Source organism: Flavobacterium chungangense LMG 26729, assembly GCF_000735715.2.
GTDB classification, from domain to species: Bacteria; Bacteroidota; Bacteroidia; order Flavobacteriales; family Flavobacteriaceae; genus Flavobacterium; species Flavobacterium chungangense.
Genome location: NZ_JASY01000005.1, coordinates 224,721 through 247,209, shown reverse-complemented (window position 1 = coordinate 247,209; position 22,489 = coordinate 224,721). Strand labels below are relative to the sequence as shown.

Below are 22,489 nucleotides of genomic sequence, written 5' to 3'. Positions count from 1 at the left end.
ATAACAAAGCCTATAACAAATTATTTTTTTGTTATAAAGGCTCTTTCCAACTCGGTATCAACAATAACTTTGTAAACACCCGGAGCTGCTGTGTATGCACCATTACCATTTTCTCCTGGAGACATAGTGGCAATACCATTATTAATCAATCTCCATTGTGGATTCCACCACTGCCCTGTGAAAGTAATTTTCATAGTTGATCCAGTAAGTGTAATCTCTCCAACTAATTGATATGGATTATCCGGATTATTAGCCAGGTGTAAACTTCCCATAACCCACGCGTTCCATGTATCCCAGTTAGCGTCTTTAACACCTTCACCACAAACACTCACAAAAGTTTTTCTTAGCGCTTCATCATCATTCCATGATCCGTTAGCAATATCTGCCCAAACTTTACTTGAAGGTGTATACTTAGTAACTGTATAAGCCATTGTATTTGGATTCATTTTTATGTTGTAATATCCTTTGGTAGGTAAAATAATTGGTGCTGAAGAAGCAGCATCAACAATGTTTTCTGAACCATCTAATCCAAAACAATGTGGGGCAAAGTCAGATTCCTGTCCTAAGAAATAAATTTCTTTATTGTCTTTATCAGCATAATATTTGAATTCAAAATTCTGTCCGTTTTTCTCATGGAAATACATAGGAACACCAGCTGCATCCGTTTTAAGGTTAGTCCCTTTTGGCTGATCACATAAATAAATGGCAGGATACTCATTCGTAGCCACAACATTGATATTTAATGATCCTGTATTAGGAATAGCAAATTTATCTTTAGCAGTAATTGTTAGTACATAATTTGCTGCAGTAACAGGTAAGACATATTCTTTACTGAATGTATAAGTTTGCGGAGAGCCCTGTAACTGAACAGTTTCATCAATATTAAGAGCAGCACACTTAACCTGAACATAATCGATACCTGAATCATCATTGACTACAAAATTTACCGGCATTATATTACTGGTCGACAATAAAATAACGGCTCCTTCATTTGGGGAAAGCATACTTATTGCCGGAGCAGAAAATTCTCCGTCTAAGCGCAGGTTAATTTCTTCATCAACAGCGTTTCCTGAAACATCAGTTATTGTCAGTTTTATTTTAAAAGCTTCAGATGTTCCTCTATCAGCAGGAACTTCGAAAAAATAACTCAGGTTATACGTTTCAAGTAAAGGATCAGTTTCAAAAGTAATCACCTTATCAAGGGATAGCTCAGGAATTTGAATGTGTACACTCTTTAGTCCTAAATCATCTGCTAAAGCAGCTTTGATTTCAAATTTTCGGGTTGGTGCACCATAAATTTCTTTTGTTGATACAACTACCGTGGGGTTATCAGAACTTGGAAAATCTGATTCGTTATTTTGACATCCGGTAAAAAGGACAGCAAAAAGGGCAAGAAAAAATAAAAATACATTTTTTTTCATTTCTTTAATTTTAAGGTTAGGTTCGTTTAGTAAGTTTTTCTTTTTAAAGCTTAATTTTAGGTTGTAATTGTAGGTTAATTTTAGCATTTTGCTTTAACTGTTTTTGGGGAAAACAGGCAAATGATTAACTGATTGTTTTCATATTATCTGGTCTGGTTAATTTGTTAGTGATTCTTTTTTTTATTTATGTTTCTGCCTGCTTATGGCAGCATTTAATTTTTGTTTTAAACCCGCAGGTATTAATCTGCGGGTATGATAAGTAACAAGATAAACTAACTCTACTTTCTACATTTAAAGAGTGCTCAAATTCTTTAAATCAGATAAACACTTATCGTAAAAAAAAACACTTATAACTACATAGTAATTGATAACTTTATTACTATTACTGCAAAGAAATGTTTAATCCATACTTTTAAAGAGGGGTAAATTGGAAAAAAAAGGAGGTCAAAATCGCAATCAGGCGTATTTTTATCTTTAAAATTGCCAAGTGCAAAAAAATAATAGGATTTTTTTACACAATACGCAATTACTCTCTAAAATTGCATTTTTATTATTCAAAACATCTTTGTAATCCAATACTGACTATGCATTACTAAAAATTAATTAGCACTTAAAGTTTTTGTACTAATTCAATTTATAGTTTAGAAAATAATATTTTAAAAAAGACATTATAATTACGATAATGAAAATGTTTTTTTTTGATTTTGTCTTAATAAATACTCTTCGCGTCCTCCTTACCTTTTTCCTTCTGCTCTGTCAAAACAGATTTTAAAATTTCAGAATTTTTTATAGCTTCCGGATTAAAGGATTCGCTGTTCATGTATTTTAAGATTGATATGAGCATCTGTTTTGCGACTGGACGCTTGTCTAAATTGGTGGCCAGATCAAAAGATGCGATAACCAATTTTCCAGATCCTACGGTTCCTTCAAAAAGTGATGCCAGTTTGCGGTTATTGGCAAAATTATCGACCATTTCTACAATCGGGCTTCCTCCTTCTATTCCGTCTGTAATGAGTGTTGTCGAATTCACATTCAAATCCCACCATTGCCAGTCGGTATTTATGTCTGTCGGAAAATCGGCCAACGCTTTGTGCGAAGGATTACAAAGCACTCCCATCGTTCCAGCTTGTTTGGGAAAGTGTACCGGACTCCAAAATACTGGAACAAATTTTCCTTCGATTCCTTTGATCTTTTTCCAATCCGGATTTAGCAATACTTTTTTACCGGCTTTCAGCAGTTTGTAGGCTTCTTCAAGGCTTCTGGTGTAAACTACTTTTCCGTAATCTATGTTTTGTTTTTGAGGATAGATCCAAATATTCCATTGGTTTTTATAATTTGTTCCTTTCAGATTTACAGTAACTGTTAATTTCGTCGCTTTCGTTATTTTCTGAAGGCTTTCATTTATATCCAATATTTTATGGTTGTAACCAATAGAAATTGCAGATTTTGTATTTCCTGAAGCAACTATAGTATTGCCATCATTAATACTCCATTCTATTTCCTGATCTTTTAAAACTGAATCCGAATAATTACTGATATCCAAAGAAGCTGTAAAAAATTCATCGTTTGTAAACGTCGCTTTAGGAAAACGCAGCAACGGTACAACCGAAGCTGAAAACTGTCTGAATTCCTCTGCCGAAATTAATCCTTTGCTATCCCAGAAAGCATCCAAAAGTCCAACCAATGCTGTTCCTTGTCCAGGAAAATCATGCAGATCCAATAATTGAAAACCGCTGATTCCTGCTGTTTTTAAAGCTCTTTCGATTTCTTCTTTGTACAGAATCACAGCCAATTTACCCGATGCTTTTGTATAATCAGCAGCTTTGCTTATTAAGCCTTTACGTTCCAAATCTTCCTTAACCGATTTAAAATTGATAGGTTCTAAAACTCCTGTGTATTTAGAAATTTCATCTATTTTAGGATAAACTGCATACTGACCAATTTCGTGCGTTACCAAAGGCACTGTCATTCCTTCAACAGAAGCAACATAATCTTTGTTGAAAGTTGGAGATTCACTATTAAAAATACCTTGTCCGCGAACCCATCCCTTTTTGGTCCATTGTGTAATAAAGAAATCATCTTCAGGTTCCGGCCAGTCGCCATGCCCTTTTTCGAAAGTGAACGAAGTTGTAGTATAGAGATGTCTGTCATCTTTAACTCTTAAGCTGATCATCAATTTAGTCAAAACAGTCATATCGCCCTGAAGTTCATTCCCCATCGACCACATACAGAAAGAGGGATGATTACCATATTCATTAATCATACGCTGTGCTTCGGCATATAAAAAGTCGGTAGTTTTTTGATCTTGTCCAATTTTTAAAGTCCAAACCGGCAATTCTACCTGAAGATAAAAGCCCATTTCATCTGCCACTTCAAATGCTGCCTGAGGCGGACACCAGGAATGAAAACGAAGGTGATTTAATCCCCATTCTTTTGCTGTACCGAAAACTTTTCTCCACCCATCCTTATCCATTGGCGGATGCCCTGTCAGCGGGAAGATATTGCATTCTAAAGTTCCTCTTAAAAATACGGGCTGGTCATTAATCGTGAGTACAGAACCTTTTTTGGAAAAACTCCGCATTCCAAAATCAACGGAAGCATTCGAATTATTTTTCCCGGCTTTTAATTCGGCTTTTAGTTCATATAACTCAGGCGAAAATTCACTCCAAAGCTTTACATCTTTCCCCATATTATAATCCGCTTCAACTACTGATTCTCCGGTTTTTATCTGAATTTCTTTTTGGAGCACTGCTACCGAAATCTTAGTCTTTTTATTTACAGCCGTTAGACTTAAAATTCCTTTTGAGTTTTTTGTACTGTTTTTAAGAACTACTTTTACTTTTGCAATTCCAGTACTTATTTCCGGTTTTACCTGAAGATTCGCAATTCGGACAGCGTCAAACGCTTCGATTTCCATTTTACCTATAATACCGTTCCACATAATCTGCGTTTGATTGGTATATGCATGTGCCATATTATCAACACTGATATCAAACAGTTTGCGATTGTCTACACGAATGGTTATGCGGTGTGTTTTTCCGGCAGTAAGATATTTTGTAAGGTCAAAATAATGCGGTGCTATCAGGCTGTTTTGTTCTCCTAAAACTTCTTTGCCGTCAATCCATACATTGGTTTTCCAGATTACGCGTTCCAGTTTTAGTATCAATTCTTTCTTCTTCCAATTTTTCGGCACTGAGATTTCACGTGTGTACCAAGCTGCACCCAGATAACTGTTTTTACGCGTTAAATGACTCATTTGGAGTTTTTCTAAACTTGGTTTTAGCTTATTCGGAATCCCAAGACCGGCATCATCTGTAGTTCCAGGCAATTTTATCAGCTGTTTAAAACTCATATTCTGCCAGCCATTTTTTTGTCCAATATCTGTACTGTCGAGCTGTACTGTCCATTCTCCGGCAATATCCATAACTGTTTTTTCTCTCGAATCCCATGAAGACAGAAAAAGCAGAAGCAGAACAGACGTTATGATATGTTTGATTTTCATCTCTTAAATTTTATTAATTAAATAATTTGTCGATTTTAACACACTTCGACTCCACTCAGTGCACACTGGAATCATAGATTTTGAAAGCTTAAAAAGACGTTTCACTCATTCAAAAACATATAGCTATATGTTGAGAAATGAATTTCTCTTTTACATTTCTTTTTCAAAAACACAAATCTATGCTCCTATGTGTTAATCATTAAATACCGTTGAAGCTTCTTTTATTTACGAAAGGTCTGTTTATTGATATCCAATTCTTTCACTTTCTGATAATATTTTTCAGATTCGGTTTCATTACCTAATCCGCTATGACCTAAAGCCATTACATAATAACAGTGCACCTGATTTCTAACATTCAAATCATCATCCCAAATCGCCAAATCCGGAAGCGAAACCGCAAAATAATCGATTCTTGATTTTTCGAACAGGTATTTCTCTCCGTGTGCCAGCAGTTTGTTGAAACGGCTTCGGGCTTTGTCTTCATCTCCTAATTCGCGCCATGCTAATCCTTGATAAAAAATCTTATCCGGCTGCTGATCGTTATAGAAAAATGCCTGAACCGGTTCTGAGGATCCAAGTGTTGCCTGAATAAAATTGGCATTTGCATTTTCTAAATCTCCAAGACCTTTATACACTAATCCTTTATAATAAAAAACTTCATTTTCTTCAGCATTTTTCAGTTTGCCTTCACCTAAATCGTACGGATAAAATTCTGTTTCTTTCAGCAATTGTACTGCTTCTCCAAATCTTTTTTCTGCTATTGCAATTTTTGCTAATTCCACTCTGCATAAAGTATACTGACCTGTTACTTTTCCTTCTCCGCCTTCCCAAGGATGGAATTTTCGCTGTGCAATCAATTCTTTTGCAACAGCATATTTTCCTGTCTGATTGTAAAGTGTAATCCGTTCAATACACAAATCATCACGCTCTTCGACCAAATTTGAATACTGATTTAAAACTCCCAATCTATATTCAGGTGATTTTCCAATTTTCTTATACAGCTGATCCAGCTCCATAAAAATCCTAGAATCGGTTGGATCCAATGCAAATGCTTTTTCCAGCATTTCCTGGGCTTTAGTTTTATCATTGGTCTTGTTGAAATAAGCAAGTGCCAGGTTTCGCAATAAAGTCGGAAAGGTATCATCTATACTGTATGAGATCTCCCAACATTTTACAGCATCTTCATATTGACGGAAAGCATACCAGAAATTCCCTAAATAATACGACGCTTTTGCATCCTTCGGATTTAAACGAATAGCATCCTGCAGAATATTTACTTCTTCAATTCTATTAGGAAAACATTTTTCTGGTGACTCTGCTGCAGCTTTTTTGTAATATTCTAAAGCTTCGTCTTTATCTCCAGCCATAGAAGCAAAATAACCCAAAGCATAATACACCATTGGATAAACTTCTTCATTATCATTGATCGATTGCTGCAATAATTGAGAAGCTTCTTCATACAATCCAGCACTGGAAAAGTCAAGTGCATATTCGATATAACCATGTGACCACTGACGCATAATGGTATTCATTTCGTCCAATACAGTCTGGTCTTTTGTCAGCAGATATTTCTCAAAACGGCAACCCATGTTGAAACGGTCAATTTTAAGAGAATCTTCAATCCATGCCAAAGCTTCCTGATTTCTGTTTAACTTTCGCAAAATAGACGCTTTCAACTGACGTGCCTTGTGATTGTGCCAGTTGCGGATCAATGATGATTCTACTCTTTCCAGCGCTTCGGTCCATTCTCCTTTTCTACTGTCGATTTGTGCCAATGCGTAAAAACCGGCGTCCTGCCACGCTGCATTCCAGGTTGATTTGAAAAGTGAATTATAAGCATCATCAAATTTTCCCTGTAATTTTAAGCAATAACCCAGATTGTATAAAGGTTCTCCATCAATCGGATTTGGATTGCGCTCTGTTAAAACTTCAACCGCGGTTCTGAAATACGTTTCGGCTTTTTCAAACTGTCCTCTTCGCAGCATCAATAAACCAACAGCATTGTTACATCTTACATCTTTCGAATCTCTGCTTAAGGCTTCAAAATAATAATCAAGGGGATTGTAAGTAGCGTGTCTGTATTGTTCCAAATGAAGTCCCGTCAAGTACAATTGTTCCATTGAAGCAATATCTTTTGGATCTAAAGCCGCTTTTGCAGGATCAGGAACTGGTTTTATCTCAGCTTTTTCTTCCTGATACTGAACCAGAATTTTGCCATTTGAAGTATAAACCGTAAATATCAAATCCTCAGATACTGTTTCTCCAATTGAAACTCGTTTTTTATACGGATTTACAGGTGAAATCGTAATTTCATCCTGAAATAATACCCCGTTTTGCTTGTTTTTTAATTCAATACTCAAATTCTCATACAAACCAGTTGTATACAAAATTAGATCAGCTTCGTTTCCTTCAATTTCAATATTAATGATCGCATCTTTTGTTGCATTTTTTACATAACCAACTTCTGCATACGGCATAAAATATTGTACCCATGATTTTTCTTCATAAGCCTGAAGCCAGGAAAAATCAGGCTGATTGTCTGTAAAAACACCTGTCATTAATTCAATATACGGACCGTCTTTGTCTGTTAAATTTCTGTCCCAGGCCAAACCGAAATCTCCGTTCCCCCATGTCCATTGTTTTTTTCCCGGCGAAACATGATGATTGGCAACATGCAGCAATCCTGCCTGCACATCATCTTCGTAACCGCCCACAAAATTATATTTGGACTGAACCGCCATATAAGATGTTGGAACCGGAATATTTTTATATTTTGAAATGTCGACTCCGGCAGAATAGTCCTGTTTGTAATATTCTCCAGTCGCAATTGGGAATTTAGAAACATCTCTTTTTCCGTGGTCAAATACGGCATTAACATCTGGAGGAAAAACCGATTTATAACCGTCATTCACCACCACAGCCGGATTTGCCCACCAAAGGAACGTCTGCGGAAAAGCAGTACGGTTGTAGATTTTTACTTTAATTTCGATGTAAGCTTTATCAGGATGCAGTGTGAATCCCTGCATTCCTTTGGTTCTGAACATTCTTTCTACTTCATTACACCATATTGTTTTGCTTCCGTCCTCATTTTCTTCAATATTATAATCTGTAGGCAAAAAAGTACTCGGACGGTGGTGCTGTGGCCAGTTGAACTCAATTCCGCCGGAAATCCAAGGTCCGGTAAGCCCCACAAGAGCCGGTTTTATAACCTGATTGTAATATACGAAATGACGCTGTTTTACTTTGTCATACGCCATGTGAACGCGCCCTCCCAGTTCAGGAAGAATCATGATTTTGATGTATTTATTTTCTAAAAATACAGCGTGATAGGATTTGTCAAATTTTTCATCTGACAATTTTTCGACAACCGGATAAGGATAAACAGCTCCTGAGCTTCCCTGATATACTCGTTTTTCAAGAAAAATCGGATTCTTTTCTTCTTCGCCAATTTGGTACGTAGGCAGTAAAATAGCTTCTTCCCAAACCCGTACTACACCATCTTCATTAACGGTTGACTGAATTAAATACGCTGTGATTTTTTCGTCCTGACCCGTTTCGTTTACCGATTGTTTTGAATTCAAATTATCTGCAATTGTATTTTCCATTTTATTCTATGCTATTATTTTGTCAATTCATTTTCTATTTCCTCTAAAGACTTTCCTTTGGTTTCCGGCAGCGAAATGCGAAGGAAAAAGTATCCGGCTAAACAGATAACCCCATAAAGCCAGAATGTTCCATAAGATCCAAGGCTGTTATTTAATATCGGAAATGTATAAGTAAGCACGAAACAGGCTGTCCAAAGGGCGAAAGTCGAAACCGCAATTGCCATTGCTCTGATTTTTGTAGGGAATATTTCAGATAAAACAACCCAGGTAATGGGTGCCAATGTCATGGCGTAGCAGGAAATCGCAGCAATAACAAGTCCTAAAACTGCAAGCCCTGTTATTTCAAAATAATAGCAGGCGCCAAGTGCTGCGTAGATAAAGAATAATCCAATTGAACCGATAAGCATCAATGTTCTTCTTCCCCATCTGTCGACAAAATACATTCCCACAAATGTGAAGATCACATTGGTTAGACCGGTAATTACGATATTGAACAAGATATCCGAAACGCCATAACCGGCAGCCGAAAATATTTCCTGTGCATAATTAAAAATCACATTAATACCGCACCATTGCTGAAAAGCCGCAATCACGATTCCTAATAAAAGAATCTTTGGCATTTTACCTTCAAAAAGCATTTTATAATTGGCTTCTTCTTTGGTATCTCCCGCACTTAACTTCAATTCTTCAATTTGTTCTTTTGCAAAGGCAAGCCCGCCAATTTTAGTAAAAATAGATTCGGCTTTATCATATTTACGCTGACTCGCAAGCCATCTTGGACTTTCTGGTATAATTAGTATCAAAACAAAAAAGGCTACTGATGGAATGGCTCCAGCCCAAAACATATATCTCCAGCCCCATTGACCGTTCCAGGAATTCAAAATATCCTGTCCTTCTACAATTGGGTCTGCAATTAACCAGTTTACAATCTGCGCTGCCAATATTCCTATTACAACCGTTAACTGGTTTATCGAAACAAATTTCCCTCTGGATTCACTTGGAGCGATTTCGGCTATATACATTGGTGAAAGATTTGAAGCAATTCCAATTCCAATACCGCCAACAACTCTCCATATAATAAACCATTCAATCGTATCGACTATTCCGGTGCCAACTGCTGCCAATGTAAAAAAGATTGAAGCTACAATCATTAGCGGTTTTCTTCCGTATTTATCAGACAAACTTCCCGAAATCATTACCCCCAAGAGGCATCCTAAAATAGCGCTTCCCATTACCCATCCCTGCATCGAAGGTGAGTTGGCAATATTAAAAAAGACTTCATAAAATGGTTTCGCACCACCAATTACAACCCAGTCATATCCGAACAGTAATCCGCCCATGGCTGAAACCAATGCGATAAAAAGCAGGTATGAAGAATTAAACTTATTCATATGTATAATTTTAAATTAATTTATTATTTACAAATATCGCTAGTTGGTAAGCTTACAAAAATGTAATATTTATGCAAAACATGTATAAAACAACTATTTTAAACAAACCATTGTCATACTAAAAATAAAGAAACCTTTTTTTTATTGCAAATACATTTTTAGAGTTAAAAACTAACATAACAAACAACCTGAATATAAAAAATATCTGACTAAAGTATTATTTACGGTAGATTATCATACGTTTTTAAGTAACAAAATTATATAATATGTAAATTATCACGGTTAAGTAATACATATATTTTCTTAAATTTGATTTTTAAATACATCTCAAATGGTTAGTTTCTACAATAAATATATTTTAATATGAATCAAATAGCAGATGGTTTTAAGGGCGAAAGAGCAATCGTTGTTCCATATAGTGTACGTAATTTTCAATCAGGTAATGAATTGACAAAAAATGCATTTATTACACATATTGGTTATTATCCTAATGCAAAATATCATTTTAGAAAACGGTCAAAAGGCGCACTTGAAAACATTCTTATTTATTGTGAAACCGGAAAAGGTTTTATAACCCTTGAAAACGAACAATTTTCGCTTACTAAAGATCAGGCTTTTATAATACCGGCGCACAAAGCACATAGCTATGAAGCAGAAATTTCTAAACCCTGGAGTATTTACTGGCTCCATTTTAAAGGAAACTCGAACTCTTTACATACTGCTGTTTCAGGAAAGATCCTAAATCTAAACGACAGCAGATCAACGGACAGATTAAATTTATTCGAAGAAATATATCAAAATCTGGAAATGGGTTTTAATCCTGACAATCTTGAATATTCCAGCATTTGTCTGCAGCATTTTCTGGCCAGTCTAAAATACACCGATCAATTCTTAAAAATAAAAACAGCAGACACAGAGGTATTAGATGTTATACCACTAAGTATTATTTACATGAAAAATAACCTAACTGCTAAAATCACGCTGTATGATATTGCACAGCATGCCGGTTATTCGAGTTCGCATTTTGGGTCTCTGTTTTTAGAGAAAACCTCCTTTACGCCTATGGACTATTACAATCAGTTAAAAATTCAGAAGTCCTGCTCTCTTTTGCAGTTCAGTACTATGAAAATAAAGGAAATTGCTTATTTTTTGGGTTATTATGATCCATTTCATTTTTCAAAATCATTTAGGATGGTCATGGAAATATCTCCCAGAGAATACCGGCTTAGATACAAAACTACTGTTTAATCGCTATTTGAATCATCAAAAAAGGCTTCGACTCCGCTCAGCCTGACAACTGTTTTCAATTACACCCAGCAAGTACTATTTAATAATATTCAAATCAGAATTAAAAGAACTCTTATACTTTTTGATGTATTCTGAAGGTGTCATTCCAAATAATTTCACGAACTGCTGCCTGAAATATTTTGGATCTTCAAAACCAACTTCAGCACTTGCCTGGGCAATATTAATATCTTCGGTAAGCATCAACATGGCAGCTCTTCGGATTCGCAGTGAACGTATAAAAGCGTTTAGAGTCTGTCCCGAAATGATCTTAATTTTGGTATAAAGTGTTCTATGACTCATACCCATTTCAAGAGCAAAAGTTCTAATTGTAAAATCTCTTTTGTGAATATTAGCTTCTACAATATCAATACATTTTTTCAGCATTTCCTGATATTCTACAGGTACTTTCTGTGTATTCTCTTTTAAAGTTATGCTATTTAAGAAATAGGTTCGTAAATTACTTCGGTTTCGCAATAACGATTCGACACGGGCCACGAGTATCTCATCATCAAATGGTTTCGTGATATAATCATCCGCACCATCATTTATTCCCTGCAAATGAGTTTCAGGATTTTTTGATGCGGTTAACAGAATTACAGGAATATGCGATAAATCGTTGCTTTCTTTTATTTTTCGACATAATTCAAGACCATCCATTTCTTCCATGGTAATATCGCTGATTACCAAATCGGGCATGTGTTTTTTGGTTAGTTTTAAACCCTCTTCACCATTTTCGGCACTATAGACTATATGATTTTCAGAAAATAATTTGATTAGATATCCTCTGATTTCAGCATTGTCGTCAACAATTAAAACCGTTCTTTTTTCAGTAAGCATCACTTTTTGTAAATCACTTTCGGAAACTACTGTATTAACTGATGCATTGCTTTCTTCGGCATCATCAATAATCAATTCATCAAAAAGCTGACTTCTTTTTTGAACGTCATTTGTAATTTCTGCATTTTCAAAATGGCTGTCCCCTTTCAGAAAAGTTAATTTAAACGTACTCCCTTTACCAGGTTCACTGCTACAGCTTACAGTTCCTTTATGTTTGTCTGTAAAATATTTGACAATATAAAGCCCAATTCCAAAACCGGTTCCAATTGAAACTTTTGAATTGATTTGTTTGAATTTTTCGAAGATTACCTCAATATCTTTTTTCTCGATTCCATCGCCGTTATCAGCGATCTCTAACTGTACGTCATCATTAGTTTCTATAAGTTTAAGATCAATCTGCCCACCAATTGAGGTATACTTAAAAGCATTTGACATGAGGTTAAACAGTGAGATTTCAATTTTTTCATAATCCCCGATAATCACAATTTCATGATCCGGAATATCAAAATTGTATTTTATATTCTTCTCTTTTGCCTGATTTACAAAACACTGATACACTTCATTACAAAGATTGTTGACATTTATAGGAGATAATCTAAGGGAATCAGCATCATTTTCGGCTTTTCTAAAAAGCAGGAGCTGATCTACCAGACTCAAAAGTCTTCTGGCATTTCGGTGTGCAATAGCCAAATCACTTCCTGAAGATCCATTTTGAACACTTTCTTTCTGAACTGCTTTTTTAAGCGGATTTATAATGAGCGAAAGCGGTGTTCTGAATTCGTGTGAAATATAGGTAAACATAGATGATTGTTTCTCAGCAACCTCTTTTTCTTTCTTGCTTTCAAGTTCAGCGATTTTTACCTTATATTTTAATTTTTCCTTATTCTTTTGATAATCAAGATAGACAAAAAGAATTCCTGCCACAGCCAGAACATATAAACTATAAGCCCACCACGTTCTGTACCAGGGCGGCAAAACTTCAATTGAAATCAGATTGATTTCATTGTTCCAGCCCCCTTCAAAATTGGTAGTTTTTACTTTAAAAGTATATTTTCCTTCCGGCAGTCTTGAATAGTTTGCCTTTCGGGCCTGACCCACATAATTCCATTGGTCATCCCAGCCGTCGAGCAGGTAAGCATAATTTATTTTGTCGGCATTATTATAATCCAAAGCAACAAATTCTACCGATAAAGTAGTCTGATCGTAATCCAGACTTACTTCTTTCATTTTGTCGGAATCTAAAGTCGTAACTTCCACTCCGCTTACTTCAATTGGCTGATTGTTGACATAAAAATCAGTCAGCAATACGTTATTTTTTTGATTGAAACCCTTAATCGCTTCCGGAAAAAAGATATTAAAACCGTTTATACCGCCAAAAAGAAATTCGCCAGTCGATAATTGAATCCCGGCATTAAAACTAAACTGGTTGCTTTGAAGTCCGTCATTTACAGAAAAATTACGGAATGTTTTTCGTTTTTTATCAAATCTGCAAATACCGCTGTAAGTACTCATCCAGAGATTCCCTTCCTTATCTTCCAGTAATCTCAAAACCGTATTAGACGGAAGGCCTTCATCTGTAGTAAATCTTTTAATACGATTGGTTTTTCTGTCAAACATAACCAATCCGCCTTCCTGTGTTCCCAGCCAGAGATTTTTGTCCTTATCTTCATGAATACATCGAATCGGGTTGCCAATTACCGTTTTTTTGACTTTTTTTGGTGTTTTTTCTATACAAAACAAAGTACTGTAATTTGCTCCCCAAAGCTTACCATCTCTGGTTTCTATTAGACATTGCAGATTATTGATGTTGCGGTCAAAAAGTACAAAACTGTTTTTATTACGGTCAAAAAGATACAAGGAACCTTCGTTTGTAGCACTTGCCCAGATATTAGCTTTTGAATCCATATAAACAAACCAGATGTTTTTTTCTATTTGTTTGGTATATGGGTTGTAACATGAAAACTGGGTTACGCTGTTATTATTTTTATTAATTCGGTTTACACCTCCGGCCCAGGTAGAGATCCAGATATCGTTATTATTATCACGTGTTATTCCGGTAATAAATTTGCTCGAAAGGGTATTTCCGTAGTTTACATAAGTATTATTTTTTCGGTTCCAGTATTTTAAACCTGCACCGTCTGTTCCTACCCAAATGTTATTTTTCTCATCCTCGCAAAAAGACAAAATAAAGTTTTCAGCGGGATCTTTTGCATTATATCTAATGCTTTTAAAATACTTGGGAATATTGCTTAGCATACTGACTCCGCCACGCAATGAGCCAAACCATTTATTTCCGGTTTTATCTTCATACAAACTCCAAACCGAATTACTTTTGGCCAGTTGATTGCCATTAACTTCATTCTGCCAAATAGCCCGGTTACCTATAATTCTGTAAATCCCACAGCCGTCAGTCGTAATCCAGATTTCTTTTTTCTTATTCAAAAGAATATCGGTAACACTGCATTTATTTGAAAAATAATTCTCAGAAAGAGCGCCTGATTTTGTATTAAAAAGAAAAAGCCCTTCATCTGTGCCTAACCAAAGGTTACTATCAGAAGCCGGTTTCATTGCTTTTACTTCTTTCGAAAGTGGAAAAACTACTTGTAAGCTTTTAGACTGATAGGAATACATGCAAATTCCAATATTACGGACATATACCCAGGAATAGCTGTTTTTTTTATCATCCTGAATCGCTACAGCATCATAATTATCAATACTATTTTTTTTTCCTTGAATTTTAAGCGGAATTTGTTTGCCGATGAAAGAACCGTTTTCAAAACTTATCAGTCCTAAACTCTGAGAAGCTATCAGTACCAAATCATCAGAAACAGAACGCATCTGATGAATAATGTCTTTTAAAGCTTTTACTTTTTTATTTGTAGCTTTATAACGAACAGGATGAAATGTGGCTGTATTTTTATTGTAAATACAAACCCCATTCGAACCACCAACCCAGATATTTTTTTTCGAGTCTCCTTCGATGTTATAAATAGTATTGAATGGCAAGGATTTTTTATCGTTGATACGGTTTCGGAATACTTTAAAATTATATCCGTCATATCGGTTCAGTCCATCATAAGTTCCAAACCACATATAACCATCACTATCCTGAAATATTGTAGTCACCGAATTGTTGGATAACCCATCAGATATGTCAAGAAATTTTACCGGATTCTCCTGCGCCGAAACAAGTGCGTAAAATCCCACTAATAGAATCAGGTTTATAAAAAATTTCTTCAAGATTTGTTTATTTTAAATTATACAGATCTGTAATCCGCAAAAAAACCATAATTATGCAATAAATTTATCAATAATTTAAAAATTCGCAATAAAAAAGTAAAAATAATAATTTACAATATTGAAATAACAGAATTAGTTTGCAGTTCATTTATAAAATCAAAAAGAAAAAAACGAAAGTTTTTGTTTATCCTTTTATGTGTCTGTTGAAGCCATATGGAAAAACAAAATAAAACTTCAAAGACTGATCTTATTTAACCAGCACCCCTTTGCTGCATTCTCAATTCAGGCACATAAAGTGTAACTACCTGGCTTTACTTCTCTCATAACCAATTCAGGGGGTCTATTTATTAAAGGTGTTAAATCACTCTTTTTTCTTTTACTTTTTCATATTACCTTTCAGCATACAGTAACATTATATCCCTAATTTTATTTTATCCGAAGATAATTATGACACCTTATCTACAATATTATTTTTAACAATACTATAGTTACAATTATTTATTTTCTTATAAGTTTGCAGCAAATTATTGATTATTGTAATAAAAATCACTTTAATTATTATTGAATTTACCAAACGTATTTAAAACATTTCTTTAGTTTATCTGCCAAAATGAAAAATAAATTACAATTGATAGAAGAAATTTCTATCGAAAAAATTCTTTGCTGATTCCTTTTACTACACTTTTATTTGCCAGCCTTTTATTGCTTTCAATTGGTTATTTTATGAGCTTATATGAGAGAGGATTTTACTGGACATTTATACCCGCAGGATTTTTTGCTCACTCTTTTTTAATAATTACAGTTCATGATGGTTCGCACAAAGCCATAACAAAAACTAAATTTGATCGACTTATTGTAAATCTATCTTCTTCATTAATCTTCATCCCTTTTTATGGCGAGCATTATCGAAAATATCATTTAATCCATCATGGCTATACAAATACAGATCTCGACCCGCTTAGTTCCACGATCTCAAAAGAACTATATCAAAAGCATCGCTATTTATATATTTTTCTGGAAGCGATTCCGGTGTTTTATACCTTTTATTTAATTTTTGATTTTAATAATAGAGAAAACACAAAGAAAGTTAACAATGCATTAAAAATAAACAGAATCTATTTTATACTTTCAATTTGCATTAGCATAATTTGGTTTCTAATCATTAAGCCGCCGGTATACTTTGTTTTACTAACACTTTTGCTTTTAAATATTATTTCTGCTGTAAGAAACTGGTGTGAGCATATGGGAACTTCTTTAGAACATAAAACAAACACCTATTGGTTTCCAATGGGATTTGGTATCGGAAATCACGATGTACATCATGAACATCCTAATTTATCATGGCTTACGTTGACAATTGGCTTACTAAAGCGGGACAAAAATTCTAATCCAATAAAAACTTTAAGAGGTATTTTGTTTGATAAGTCTTTTACGTTCTATAAAATAAAGTAGAAATTCTATTTCATAATCAAGTCTCAATCTTTTAAAATTAGAAATTGTCTATTTTGAAGTATAAAATCGTTCCTAATAATTGTAAAAGGACTAATCCCTGGCAGCTATTTATTTTGATATATTTGTTCCCTTCTTTTAAACCATCAATAAAATAATGACAATACAAGATTTAACTGGCAGCTATTCTATTTTGGGAAGTAATCAGGACGGTTCTGATGAAATGACTTACAAAGGTGTTCTGACACTCTCTCTTGATGAAAACAACAGGATTAAAGCCAGGTGGATCATCAATAATGTTCAGGAACAAAAAGGCTCAGGATTTTTTAAAGATAATATTCTCGTAATCAATTTTAGTTATAAAGGAGAAGACAAAAAAACATACAAAGGTGTCGCTGTTTACCGATGCATCACCAAAGATCTACTGGAAGGATTTTGGTCTGAAAAACACGGAAACCCGCTTTATCTGGGAACCGAACATTGTCTTCGAACAGAAACTTCTGAACGGTTGAACTAATATCCTTTAAATAAAAAACCACTTATTTTACCTGAATAAATAAGTGGTTTGGAAAAGAAAAAAAATATCAATCAGGATTTGCCAGTATTTTAAACAATTCGGCATTTGAAATGTAAAACTGATTTTCGATGCTAATTTGTGATAGTTTGGCACTTACCAGATTATTTTCTCTTGAATTGATCAGGAAGATAGAACTTTCACCAAAAGAGAATAGTTTTTCTTCAGAATTCAGCATTGTCAGATAGTCTTTTACGAGATTATCAATGACACCTTTTTGCCTTTTTAAAGAAGCAATTTCGGTTTGCTGTGCTTTGATTTTATTCTTAAGTTCCAGTCGCTGCTGGTCAATGTCATATTTTAAATCCTGAATTTTAAGCTTTGCCAGTTTTAAGCTTCCGCGCTCTTTTCTCAAAAAAATCGGAATGCTGAAATCGACATTAAACTTATAATCGTCGGTATTGAAAGAATTAAAATAAGAAGGCTCCGAAATATAATTGTACCCCACATTCAACTTTGGAAGCAATGAATTCGCTTTCAGTTCCCTGCTAATTTCGAGCATCCCCATTTTAGTTTCCAGAGCCTGAATCTTCGGATGAGAGTCCAGACCTTGAACATCCACCATCATTGCATCCGTTCTTAGGGTTTCTTCCAGCGTTTTTATCAGATTTTCTTCCGGTTTAACAGCATCTCCTAACTCAACAGGAACATTTTCGATCCATAAATAATTCGAAAGATATAATTTCGCTTTAGCCAATTTCAGATTTCCGTTTTCTACGTTTAATTCACGGTTTCGAACAGTAATTCCGGCCTCTACACTGTCTATGGCCGGAGCGTCCCCCAGTTCAATCAGCTTTTTTACACCCTGAAAACGAGTGCTGGCAAAACCAAGATATCTTTTATAAAGTTCAGCTTCATTGTAGCTTTTTCTCCATTCAAAATATGCTTCGCTGGCTTTGTACAAAACCTCAATAGCTTTAAGTTTTCGCTGTGCATCACTCAGTTTTACCTGCAGTTTCCCTTCCCTTACATCAGCCATTCGCTGATTGATGAACATTCCCTGACCTAATGCAACATTAATTCCCAAAGAAGTCAGACCCGCTTCAGGAGTACGATTTTGCGGGTTGTAGTATTGCCCGTCTGTCTGGTCAAAACCTGCTTTAATTTCGATTCCGTACCAGGTCGGAATTTTGAAACTGCTGTTTAAAAGCGAATAATATTCTGTTCCTTTAAATTCTTTTTTATTGTAATCGACTTCGATTTTAGGATCAAATCCTCCTCGGGCAAGCATCAATGCAGCCTGAGCTGTACTAATTTCAAGATTAGCCTGCTTTACCAGCGGATGATACTTTTTTACGTATCCCAAAAACTCGCTGTAGCTCAATTCTTCTTTATTAAAATCCTGACTGTATAAATTAGAAAAGCCGAATAAAAATAAAAGAGAAAAGACTGTTGCAGCATACTTCAATTTATTTTTTGTCCTTACCATCCTTCGCCTCTTTTTCGTCTGATTTATAATAATTTGGAGGGAAGCCATTCAGGTTACGCCATATTTCGTACCATACTGAAACGGTTTCAAGTAAAGCGATACTTTGTGCCCCTGCTCCTATACTTAATTCTTTTGGCCATTTATTATCCGGACCATCAGGTGAAACAAGCACTCTGTATTTTCCATTAGAACTTATAAAATTCTCGATTGCCACGATTCTTCCACCATAGGTTCCGTAAGATAGTCCAGGCCATCCTGAAAATACGATTCTTGGCCATCCGTCAAACCAGACACGTACTTTCGCACCGCGATGTACCAACGGAAGATCGATAGGATCAACATAGGTTTCTACGGCAATATCATAACTTGCCGGCATAATACTCACAATTGAAGTCCCCTCTTTGATTGTTTCTCCCAAACCTGCCAGTAAAGCACGGTTGACATAACCGCTCTGAGGAGCCGTAATGTAGTACAGACCGTTTCTAAGACTATAATTTACATATTGATTCTGCAATTTATTTACTTGGGCTTCTGTATCATATTGCGTACTCAAAGCAGTGTATTTATCGCTTTTTGATTTCGAAATTTTCTCGGTGTACTCAGCTGTAATTCGGTTAATTTCAACTCTCGCATTTATCAATTCGTTTTTACTGCTCAAAAGCTTGTTTTGCTGTGTGACTATATATGCTTCAGACTCCTGAAGTTTCAGTCTTTTTTGCTCCACATCGGTAAGCGGCTTCAAACCTTCCTTATTCAATGCTGTCGAACGGTCAAATTGAGTTTTAGCGATTCTTAACTGTGTTTTTATCGCTTCAAGATCCATACTGTCACTCTTGATTTTCAGCTGGGCCTGTTTAATTTTATTCTGGGCCTGCTGCAGTTTTAATTCTCTTTCTGCATTAAGCGATTGTGCCTGAACTTCAAGCGAAGTTACTTTGTCCCCATACGATTCTACAGCCATTTTCTTGGCATCAACCTGCTGTTTGGTGTTGCCAACAAGATTCGGATCCAGATAATCTTCTTTTACCTCCGAAATAAAAACAATTGTATCTCCTTTTTTCACATAATCGCCTTCCTGCACGTACCATTTTTCTATTCTTCCGGCAATGGCATTATGTACTGTTTGTGGTCTCTGATCAGGTTTTAAGGTCGTTACTGAACCACTCCCTGAAATGTTTTGTGTCCATGGCAAAAAAAGGCAGGCTACACAAAAGATCAAAAATCCGATTATAACCCTGTTTAAAATTTTATAATGTGGCCTGCGAGCTACGCTGGTAATAGATTTGTATTTACCCGGAGTTATCAGTACATTATTATCTTTAGATATATTGAGCATGATTAAAGCTTTATGTCGTTAATAATTTTTCCGTTATCGATCGTTATCATACGGTCACATTTGTTCTTCCAGATATCGTTTTTAGAAGTTACAATTACCGTCCAGTCATTTTCTTCAGAAAGTAAAAAATCTACAATTTTACCAGAAGTCAGTTCGTCCATTTTGTCAACAGGATCTTCAAGAAATAATATATTAGGTTTATGAACAATACTGCGTGCTAAAAGAATCTTTTGGATATCTGAAGCAGAAAGTTCATTACCACCCGGATGCACCTGATGTTCCAGTCCGTTTGGGAATGTTTTGATGTCAGGTGTCAGTCCAACATTATCAAGAGCCCATTTTAGATCATCATTATTCAATGCATCGTTTCCAAAAAGGATATTTTCGCGAATGGTTCCGGCAAAAAGCGTATCCCCCTGTAAAAAAGTTCCGGCCTGTGCTCTGTAGGCATCTTCGTTTAAACGGTTCATATAATTATCTGTCACATACATCGCACCGCTTTCCGGTTCAAGTAAGCCAGATAATAAACGTAATAAAGTACTTTTTCCGGCTCCGTTTGTTCCTCTTAAAATGATTTTTTCCCCCTGATTTATTTTCAGATTAATATTTTTAAGTGACTTTTTATTGTGATCCGGATAATTGTAAACCACGCTTTCTGTTTCAATATTAATTCCTGTTTCAGAGACTGCTGATGTTTCAGGAATACATGAGATTTCCATGTCTGTTACTTGTCCAATCTTTTCCAATGAAGTCAGTACATCATAAAAAGATTCCAATCCGAAAATAATTTTTTCAACCGAATTGATCAGCAATACGATAACAATTTCAGCTGCTACAAACTGCCCGATGTTCATTTGATGGTGAATTACCAGGAAACCACCAATAGACAATAAGGCAGCCGTAACAATAACTTTAAAAACAGTAAGCTGAATATATTGTTTTTTCATTACCTGAAAATGCTTTTCACGATAATTCACATATTGACTTACATAACCGTCATTTCTTTCCAAAGCATATTCAAAACCTCCTTTTTTGCGAAAACTATCCCTATTACGGGCAATTTCCTGAAGCCAGGCTGCTACTTTATACTTAAATTTTGATTCGTTAAGACTCGTTTCAAGTCCATCTTTATACGAAAACTTAAAAATGATATATAAAATGACGATAAACAAAAGACCAATTACCGTAAAGAAAGAATGGTACAAAACTAATAATATAATCCCCAGACCTACTTGTAAAAAAGCAGTGCAAAAATCGAGTAAAAGTTTTGCCGTTCCTTTTTGTACCATTAAAGTATCAAAAAAACGATTGGCTTTTTCCGGGGCATATTCAGAGTACATTTCCTTAAATTTGATTAGAGGCAATCTGTAGGCAAATTCAAATGAAGAGCGCACAAAAATTCGCTGCTGCAGATTTTCTACGATTCGAAGCTGTAAAATAGTCAGAATTCCGCCGAAACCAACTCCTATTGTAACCAAAATTACAAGTACAATCCAGGAAACACTCAGTTGTCCACTCTGGATAAAATTAATAATTGCCTGAATCCCTAAAGGAAGTGAAAGGTTTACAAGGCCGGCAAAAGCAGCATAAAAAATAATTTGATATACATCGCGTTTGTCAAGATGAAGCAAATTGTAAAAACGTTTTAATGGTGTCATGAATTTATATAAATACAATATTAATAAATGTTATATACGGTAAAAACCATAGATAAGAATGTCAGAATTACTTCTAACAACAAACAAAATTAAGTATTTACACTAGAATCGAGGTGGCGGTAAATGAATTTTACCATGAAAACCAAATGAGAATATTTGATTATCAACATAGTTTTTTGTTTTTGCACTAATTTGAAAGTACAAAACAGTTAATGAAGTGTTTAAAGGTACCAGATAATCTAATGACGGAATTCCTTTTGCGAGTTTAGTGGTTTTTGTTTCCTTAGTTTCGTAGTCATCCAATTCTTCCGAAATACTGTCGCAATTGAATATTTTTTTCAGGAAATTACAGGTAATACCTCTAACCGTATTTGTTTCTGCATTATCAGCGATGATACGGCCAAAACTATTTGAGACATTAATACTACTGATTAGAAAGTACCCAATTAGCAACACCTGAAGGCATTTACATAAGATACTATTTTTAATTCTGCTCAACATTTTTCTGTCCTTAAAGTGGCGCAAGTTAGGACGAAATTTTATGGTCAACATTAAAATAACATTAGAATTGGATTTCATTCTGTTATTTTTTTCTTAATAGAAAACAAAAAAAAGAGACCCGAAAGCCTCTTTGTATATGATAAAATAGTGTATCCTAATCTGTTGGATGAAATTGACAGGATGATAAAAGCTTTATAATTTGAAAGCCACTTCGACTCTGCTCAGCCTGACCCTTATCTCTAATTCACTACAGATTTAA

At 35.1% G+C, this 22,489-nt stretch carries 12 protein-coding genes; 3 read left to right on the top strand and 9 right to left on the bottom strand.

What is annotated here, in order from left to right; all coding sequences use genetic code 11:
* Positions 1–20: 20 nt before the first annotated feature.
* The 4 genes from JE46_RS11885 to JE46_RS11870 all read right to left on the bottom strand — a co-directional run bounded on the left by JE46_RS11885 (position 21) and on the right by JE46_RS11870 (position 9,919).
* Positions 21–1,421, bottom strand: a complete 1,401-nt coding sequence (locus JE46_RS11885; RefSeq protein ID WP_031455507.1) for a cadherin repeat domain-containing protein — start codon at positions 1,419–1,421, stop codon at positions 21–23.
* 709 nt (positions 1,422–2,130) lie between these two features.
* Positions 2,131–4,923 (bottom strand): glycoside hydrolase family 2, encoded by a 2,793-nt coding sequence (locus JE46_RS11880; protein ID WP_031455506.1) that lies wholly within the window; start codon positions 4,921–4,923, stop codon positions 2,131–2,133.
* A gap of 221 nt (positions 4,924–5,144) precedes the next feature.
* Positions 5,145–8,528 carry a DUF5107 domain-containing protein gene (locus JE46_RS11875; protein ID WP_083480878.1) on the bottom strand — a complete coding sequence of 1,128 codons (3,384 nt, stop codon included), beginning with the start codon at positions 8,526–8,528 and terminating at the stop codon, positions 5,145–5,147.
* Positions 8,529–8,542: 14 nt separating this feature from the next.
* A complete protein-coding gene (locus JE46_RS11870) occupies positions 8,543–9,919 on the bottom strand; it encodes a sugar porter family MFS transporter (RefSeq protein ID WP_031455504.1) in 1,377 nt (458 codons plus the stop codon).
* Between the two features lie 363 nt (positions 9,920–10,282).
* Here JE46_RS11870 and JE46_RS11865 point away from each other — a divergent pair, with 363 nt between their 5' ends.
* Positions 10,283–11,167, top strand: coding sequence for an AraC family transcriptional regulator (locus tag JE46_RS11865; RefSeq protein WP_031455503.1), 885 nt, complete (start codon positions 10,283–10,285; stop codon positions 11,165–11,167).
* 75 nt (positions 11,168–11,242) lie between these two features.
* Here JE46_RS11865 and JE46_RS11860 read toward each other — a convergent pair whose 3' ends face one another.
* The gene (locus JE46_RS11860; protein WP_031455502.1) at positions 11,243–15,283 is read right to left on the bottom strand and encodes a hybrid sensor histidine kinase/response regulator transcription factor; all 4,041 of its coding nucleotides are present in this window, start codon (positions 15,281–15,283) and stop codon (positions 11,243–11,245) included.
* Positions 15,284–16,006: 723 nt separating this feature from the next.
* Here JE46_RS11860 and JE46_RS11855 point away from each other — a divergent pair.
* Positions 16,007–16,735, top strand: a complete 729-nt coding sequence (locus JE46_RS11855; RefSeq protein ID WP_031455501.1) for a fatty acid desaturase — start codon at positions 16,007–16,009, stop codon at positions 16,733–16,735.
* Positions 16,736–16,889: 154 nt separating this feature from the next.
* The gene (locus JE46_RS11850) at positions 16,890–17,249 is read left to right on the top strand and encodes a hypothetical protein (protein ID WP_031455500.1); all 360 of its coding nucleotides are present in this window, start codon (positions 16,890–16,892) and stop codon (positions 17,247–17,249) included.
* A gap of 67 nt (positions 17,250–17,316) precedes the next feature.
* Here JE46_RS11850 and JE46_RS11845 read toward each other — a convergent pair whose 3' ends face one another.
* The 4 genes from JE46_RS11845 to JE46_RS11830 all read right to left on the bottom strand — a co-directional run bounded on the left by JE46_RS11845 (position 17,317) and on the right by JE46_RS11830 (position 22,308).
* On the bottom strand, positions 17,317–18,735 hold the full coding sequence (locus JE46_RS11845; protein WP_031455499.1) for a TolC family protein: 1,419 nt from the start codon (positions 18,733–18,735) through the stop codon (positions 17,317–17,319).
* A complete protein-coding gene (locus tag JE46_RS11840; protein WP_031455498.1) occupies positions 18,716–20,071 on the bottom strand; it encodes an HlyD family secretion protein in 1,356 nt (451 codons plus the stop codon). The genes JE46_RS11845 and JE46_RS11840 overlap by 20 nt, the downstream gene beginning before the upstream one ends.
* 2 nt (positions 20,072–20,073) lie before the next feature.
* Positions 20,074–21,729: a peptidase domain-containing ABC transporter gene (locus JE46_RS11835; protein WP_031455497.1), complete on the bottom strand. Its 1,656-nt coding sequence runs from the start codon at positions 21,727–21,729 to the stop codon at positions 20,074–20,076.
* A gap of 102 nt (positions 21,730–21,831) precedes the next feature.
* Positions 21,832–22,308, bottom strand: a complete 477-nt coding sequence (locus JE46_RS11830) for a hypothetical protein (RefSeq protein ID WP_236010677.1) — start codon at positions 22,306–22,308, stop codon at positions 21,832–21,834.
* Between the last annotated feature and the right edge of the window lie 181 nt (positions 22,309–22,489).

Excerpts from the sequence above, each read along its gene's own strand:
- JE46_RS11885 (WP_031455507.1), bottom strand. The coding sequence starts at position 1,421 with ATGAAAAAAAATGTATTTTTATTTTTTCTTGCCCTTTTTGCTGTCCTT.
- JE46_RS11880 (WP_031455506.1), bottom strand. The coding sequence starts at position 4,923 with ATGAAAATCAAACATATCATAACGTCTGTTCTGCTTCTGCTTTTTCTG.
- JE46_RS11875 (WP_083480878.1), bottom strand. The coding sequence starts at position 8,528 with ATGGAAAATACAATTGCAGATAATTTGAATTCAAAACAATCGGTAAAC.
- JE46_RS11870 (WP_031455504.1), bottom strand. The coding sequence starts at position 9,919 with ATGAATAAGTTTAATTCTTCATACCTGCTTTTTATCGCATTGGTTTCA.
- JE46_RS11865 (WP_031455503.1), top strand. The coding sequence starts at position 10,283 with ATGAATCAAATAGCAGATGGTTTTAAGGGCGAAAGAGCAATCGTTGTT.
- JE46_RS11855 (WP_031455501.1), top strand. The coding sequence starts at position 16,007 with ATGAGCTTATATGAGAGAGGATTTTACTGGACATTTATACCCGCAGGA.
- JE46_RS11850 (WP_031455500.1), top strand. The coding sequence starts at position 16,890 with ATGACAATACAAGATTTAACTGGCAGCTATTCTATTTTGGGAAGTAAT.
- JE46_RS11845 (WP_031455499.1), bottom strand. The coding sequence starts at position 18,735 with ATGGTAAGGACAAAAAATAAATTGAAGTATGCTGCAACAGTCTTTTCT.
- JE46_RS11840 (WP_031455498.1), bottom strand. The coding sequence starts at position 20,071 with ATGCTCAATATATCTAAAGATAATAATGTACTGATAACTCCGGGTAAA.
- JE46_RS11835 (WP_031455497.1), bottom strand. The coding sequence starts at position 21,729 with ATGACACCATTAAAACGTTTTTACAATTTGCTTCATCTTGACAAACGC.
- JE46_RS11830 (WP_236010677.1), bottom strand. The coding sequence starts at position 22,308 with ATGAAATCCAATTCTAATGTTATTTTAATGTTGACCATAAAATTTCGT.